At 60.7% G+C, this 5,021-nt stretch carries 7 protein-coding genes; 3 read left to right on the top strand and 4 right to left on the bottom strand.

All coding sequences use genetic code 11. From position 1 onward, the window contains the following. Positions 1-223, bottom strand: a 223-nt coding sequence (locus tag FY112_RS01595) for a DUF2157 domain-containing protein (protein WP_151517483.1), incomplete at its 3' end; no start/stop codon positions are given. An 872-nt stretch (positions 224-1,095) separates the two neighbouring features. Between FY112_RS01595 and FY112_RS01590 the strand changes: the two genes are divergently transcribed. The 3 genes from FY112_RS01590 (at position 1,096) to trmFO (ending at position 3,206) form a co-directional block, all read left to right on the top strand. After that, positions 1,096-1,242 carry a DUF1127 domain-containing protein gene (locus FY112_RS01590; RefSeq protein WP_003539019.1) on the top strand — a complete coding sequence of 49 codons (147 nt, stop codon included), beginning with the start codon at positions 1,096-1,098 and terminating at the stop codon, positions 1,240-1,242. Between the two features lie 294 nt (positions 1,243-1,536). Further along, entirely contained in the window at positions 1,537-1,680 is a 144-nt protein-coding gene (locus FY112_RS01585) for a DUF1127 domain-containing protein (protein ID WP_003539017.1), read from the top strand. Positions 1,681-1,772: 92 nt separating this feature from the next. Beyond that, positions 1,773-3,206: a methylenetetrahydrofolate--tRNA-(uracil(54)-C(5))-methyltransferase (FADH(2)-oxidizing) TrmFO gene (gene trmFO / locus FY112_RS01580; RefSeq protein WP_151517482.1), complete on the top strand. Its 1,434-nt coding sequence runs from the start codon at positions 1,773-1,775 to the stop codon at positions 3,204-3,206. Positions 3,207-3,317: 111 nt separating this feature from the next. Here the strand turns inward: trmFO and FY112_RS01575 are convergent, their stop codons facing one another. The 3 genes from FY112_RS01575 to FY112_RS01565 all read right to left on the bottom strand — a co-directional run. Then, positions 3,318-3,785 (bottom strand): hypothetical protein, encoded by a 468-nt coding sequence (locus tag FY112_RS01575; protein ID WP_151517481.1) that lies wholly within the window; start codon positions 3,783-3,785, stop codon positions 3,318-3,320. 71 nt (positions 3,786-3,856) lie between these two features. Further along, on the bottom strand, positions 3,857-4,714 hold the full coding sequence (locus FY112_RS01570; RefSeq protein WP_151517480.1) for a phytoene/squalene synthase family protein: 858 nt from the start codon (positions 4,712-4,714) through the stop codon (positions 3,857-3,859). A 2-nt stretch (positions 4,715-4,716) separates the two neighbouring features. Further along, positions 4,717-5,021: MTH938/NDUFAF3 family protein (locus FY112_RS01565; protein WP_151517479.1), on the bottom strand; the 305-nt coding region annotated here is incomplete at its 5' end.

Here is a 5,021-nt window from a genome sequence, read left to right as displayed (position 1 = left end):
CCCCCACGCGCACCAGGCGCGGGATGGCCTCCCAGTTGGAGGCGACGACCAGCAGGATGGCAGCTGCAAGCAGCACCGCTGCCAGCGCCATCAGCACCCTGCCGAGGCTGAAGCTTGCCGGGCGGCTGTCATATTCGGCGAGAAGCGCACCTGCCGTTTCCTGCCCGAGCAGGCCCTTGCCCACCCAGAGCGAGAGATCCCGCTCCAATCTGCCGCGATACATGCTCAACCCCTCGATTTCCGCAACGTCGACTGCGGCGCTGCAGCTCACGCCGTTATAGACGCAGCACGGGTGTTCGCAAACGCTCTTGCGACAAATATACAAGTTCCTCATTGGTCTAAATAGTATCGAGTGTTAACCGGCCGCTAACGTCAGAAGCACTAATATAAGCCTATGGACGGAGAGGTATGCGATCTTTGCATATCCCCCATGAAATTATTGCACTGCACAATACTCATTAGTCATACTATTGATCAACACATCGAAGCACGGGGATGGCACCCCGGCCCGGCATTAGCCGGAGGCCTGCGGATGCTTTGTCCGTGACGAGATTCGTAGCCGCGCACTCCTCCTCCCAGCGCGCTGCGATAGACTGGCAACACTCCTCCTCCCAGTTGTCAGTCACCATAACGCGCCCGCCGGATCCTCCCCCGGCGGGCGTTTTTGTTTAGTCAAAGCTTCATTAAAACCTTGGCGGCGAGAGGATTTTCGTCCCATGGCGCCGTCATGCCATATTGTCGTCACGCCGCCCCACCAACCCCGCGAAGGGGTGGGCGACTTCCAATGCGAAACGGAACGCCTCTTTGCAGCGGAAGCACGGGCGGAATCACCGGAGGAAGCAGCGTTTTCTGTTATGGCACCCCATTCGCCTCTCCCAATCGAACTGCTTTCTCAAAAGTCATTCTGCCTATTCGTTGACCAAAAAATGGTAAGTCTGCGTCAAATACCCTTTGAGCATTGCATAGCTCGCATAGGTGATCTGAAAACTTGTCTGTTTTAGTCTTTCGCGTTGCAACATATATTCGGGTCATCAAATAGAGGTCAGCGCCGATCGGTGGCTGCTGGCGGATGAAACCCTCGGAAAGGGGCTTAACATGAACTTCTCTCGCTCTTTCAATAACTGGCGCAAGTATCGTCAGACCGTCACGGAACTCGGCCGCATGACCAACCGCGAATTGCACGATCTCGGCATCGACCGTTCGGACATCCATCGCGTTGCCCGTGAGGCTTCTCACCGCTAATTCCAGGCGATCGCTGCTCCTCCCAAGCACGATTGTTCTCGATCGAAACGCCCGCTGTACCCACAGCGGGCGTTTTCTTTTGTCTGCACGTGGTGGCCGCGGCGGTTGCAGGTTTTTCCCACTCGTTAGCCCGCTCAAAAAATATCCTCTGCTTAATTGAAGAGCATCATAGTGCACAATTGCATGGCAGACGCCTTTTATTTGCACTGCACAATCGGACGGTTCTCGCCTATATAAACATCAACCGCAGAGAGACAGGCGATCCCGCCGTCCCGCGGACATAGGAAGAAGACAATGAACCCGATCCGCATTGCAAGAAGCTGGCTCAGCTACCGTCGTACGCTCAATGAACTCGGCGGCCTTTCGAACCAGACCCTGTCCGATATCGGCGTTAGCCGCTACGACATCCGGAATATCGCATCCCGCTCGTTCCGCTAATAGCGAGTACGATGCTTCCAAGACGGCGCCCAAGGGCGCCGTTTTTGATTCCAGGTGTTGGATCGCACCTGCCGACATGATATCAGCCCGGAATGAACACGATTTCCTCCTATTCCCCCATCCACGTCGTCGGCGGCGGGCTTGCCGGTTCGGAAGCCGCCTGGCAGATCGCCAGTTCCGGCGTTCCGGTCATCCTGCATGAAATGCGCGGGGTGCGCGGCACGGATGCGCACAAGACCGACGGTCTTGCCGAACTCGTCTGCTCCAACTCCTTCCGGTCCGACGATGCGACCAGCAATGCCGTCGGCGTCATCCATGCCGAGATGCGCATGGCGGGCTCGCTGATCATGGCCGCTGCCGACCGGTGCCAGGTACCGGCCGGTGGTGCGCTGGCCGTCGATCGCGATGGCTTCTCCGAGGCGGTGACCAAAGCGGTCCATGACCATCCGCTCATCACCGTCGTGCGTGAAGAGGTCACCGGCCTGCCGCCAAAGGATTGGGATCTTGCCATCGTCGCCACCGGACCGTTGACGGCGCCGTCGCTCGCGAGCGCCATCCAGACGGAAACCGGCGAGGATTCGCTCGCCTTCTTCGACGCTATCGCGCCGATCGTCTATCGCGAGAGCATCGACATGGATATCTGCTGGTATCAGTCGCGCTACGACAAGGTCGGCCCCGGCGGGACCGGCAAGGATTACATCAACTGCCCGATGGACGAGGCGCAGTACAATGCCTTCGTCGATGCGCTGATATCCGGCGACACGGTCGGTTTCAAGGCATGGGAGGGCACGCCTTATTTCGACGGTTGCCTGCCGATCGAGGTGATGGCCGAACGCGGCCGCGAGACGCTGCGCCACGGACCGATGAAGCCGATGGGGCTGACGAACGCGCATAATCCGACGGTCAAGGCCTATGCCGTCGTGCAGCTGCGGCAGGACAATGCGCTCGGCACGCTCTACAATATGGTCGGCTTCCAGACGAAGCTGAAATATGGCGCGCAGGCGGATATCTTCCGGATGATCCCGGGTCTGGAAAATGCGGAATTTGCCCGTCTCGGCGGTCTGCACCGCAACACCTATATCAACTCCCCCACCCTGCTCGATCCGTCGCTGACGCTGAAATCGCGGCCCGGTCTGCGCTTTGCCGGCCAGATCACCGGCTGTGAGGGTTATGTGGAAAGCGCCAGCGTCGGGCTGATGGCCGGGCGTTTCGCCGCCGCCGAACGCAAGGGCGAGGCGATCTCGCTACCGCCGGCGACGACGGCTCTCGGCTCGCTGCTCGGTCATATCACCGGTGGGCACCTCGTCACCGACGAGGAGCCGGGCAAACGATCGTTCCAGCCGATGAACATCAATTTCGGGCTGTTTCCGGAGCTCCAGCCGGGTTCGATCGTCAAACCTGAAGGCGTCAAGCGCTTTCGTGGCAAGGACAAGACGATCATGAAGCGGCAACTGATCGCACGACGCGCGCTTGCCGACTGCGCGACCTGGCTCGGTCAAGAATCGACGCTTGCCGAAAGCGCCTGACCGGCGTTTTCAAGCGCGTCGAATCGAACCAGGCCATGCCGCCCGCTTGACGTCCTTGCTGTTATGCATGTCGTCCTTCCAAAACCGCTGCATGCTTTTGGACGACATGCGCTACTGCTTGTTTGCCGCCGAAATATTGCCGGGCGGCAGGTCCTTATCCGGCTCGGCGATATAATTGCCGAGCAGCCAGAGCGAAACCTCCGAGGCTTCCTTGGCGGAAGCGAATTCGAAATTGCCGTTGTGATGGGGTGCATCGAGGAAGTCGATCACCAGTCCCCTGCCCGTTTCCGAGCCGATGACGCGCACCCGACCCGGCTCGATCAGGTGGCAGGAGAAATGGCGCGACATGTTGCGCATGAAGCCGGCCTTGTTGTCGTGCAGGCGCACAAAGACGGCCTGGCCGTTTTCCGTCGCCTGCAGCTGACGGATCGCCTCGGTTGGAAAGGCGCGGCCGAACTCGATAATGGCGAGGCCCGTGTCATGCAGGCCGTCTTCCTTGTTCTGCGCGGCCATGCGCGTTGCCATGAAAGCAAAGAAAATGACGATGGCGAAAAGGACGCACCAGACGATAATGCCCACGCCGAGTCTCCGTTCAAAGGGTAGCGGTGGAAGCCTTGTAACGCGCGAGACTTGCGCGAATTTGACCGATATCAGATTTTTCGGTGTGCTGCAGCCAGCCCCATCCGCAGCTGGCGGCGCCACTGCGGCGGCTGCAGCGGCCGGTCGAGCAGCAAGGCGCCGCGTTTCTGCGCCTTGACGAGCACCGGTTCGGCAAGCGTCGCCGGCAGGAAGGCTGGAAAGACGGCCGGCGCAATCGGCCCCGCCGCCCTCGCCTTTGCCAGATGTTCGCGACCGAGGCCGGCGAAGGCCTCGATGGCGGCAGAGATGCGCGGCCTGTCTTCGCCGGCGAGGAAGGCATCGCGGTCGAGACCGGTGGCGGTAAGAATCTGCAGCGGAATATAGATCTGGCCGCGGCGGCGATGCAGCGGCATCAGCAGCAACAGCCCGGCGACCGCCTGGGCGACGCCGGCATGGCCGGCAGCGTCGGCCGAGCGTGCAGCCTCCTCCGGCGAAAGCACCAGGCTTGCGAGCTGAATCAGCGCCGATGCCGTTTCGCCGGCATAGCCTTCGAGCGAAAGACGTGTCTCCATCGGATCGTCATAGAGATCGAAGGTACGGGCCTCGATCATGTCGATCAGCGTCTTGCGCGGCAGGCGGTGCGTTTCGATCGCGATCAGAAGGGCTGCGGCGACGGGATTGGCCGCCGTCGAGCCGTGTGCGCTGCCTTCCAGGAGATCGTGCCAATATTGCAGCCGCACCTCACCGGGCAACGGCTCGTGGACGAGATCGCGGATGCGGGCAAGCTCGGCATTGAAGGCGTAAAGAGCTGCGAGCGCGCCGCGCTTTTCCTCCGGCGACAGCAGACAGGCGAGATAGCGGTCGCGATCGCTGTCACGCAGCATCGCCAGGCAGATGTCCTGGTTGGTCGCAATATGCGCTTCAGTCATCGTCAGACCGCAATCAACGCCGCGGCGACGGCACGTTGCTCGGCGAGCATGATATTGAATGTGCGCACTGCAGCCCCGGTGCTCATCGGATCGGAGGAGATGCCGCGCGACTTCAGCGCCAGCCTCAATTCTTCGGGCAGACGGCGAAGCTCGGTTCCGGTACCGACGAGCAGAACCTCGATATCGGCGGCCTCATCCAGCACCCGGCGAAAATTTTCAGGCGACAGCGGTTTCGACATGTCCATGTCCCAGCCGTGAATGCCGGAGGGCAGGCAAAGGATCGAGCCGCGATGCGACATGTCGGCAA

Source organism: Rhizobium sp. PEPV16 (assembly GCF_008919455.1).
Lineage (GTDB): Bacteria > Pseudomonadota > Alphaproteobacteria > Rhizobiales > Rhizobiaceae > Rhizobium > Rhizobium leguminosarum_Q.
This window is presented reverse-complemented; position numbering and strand designations above follow the sequence as displayed.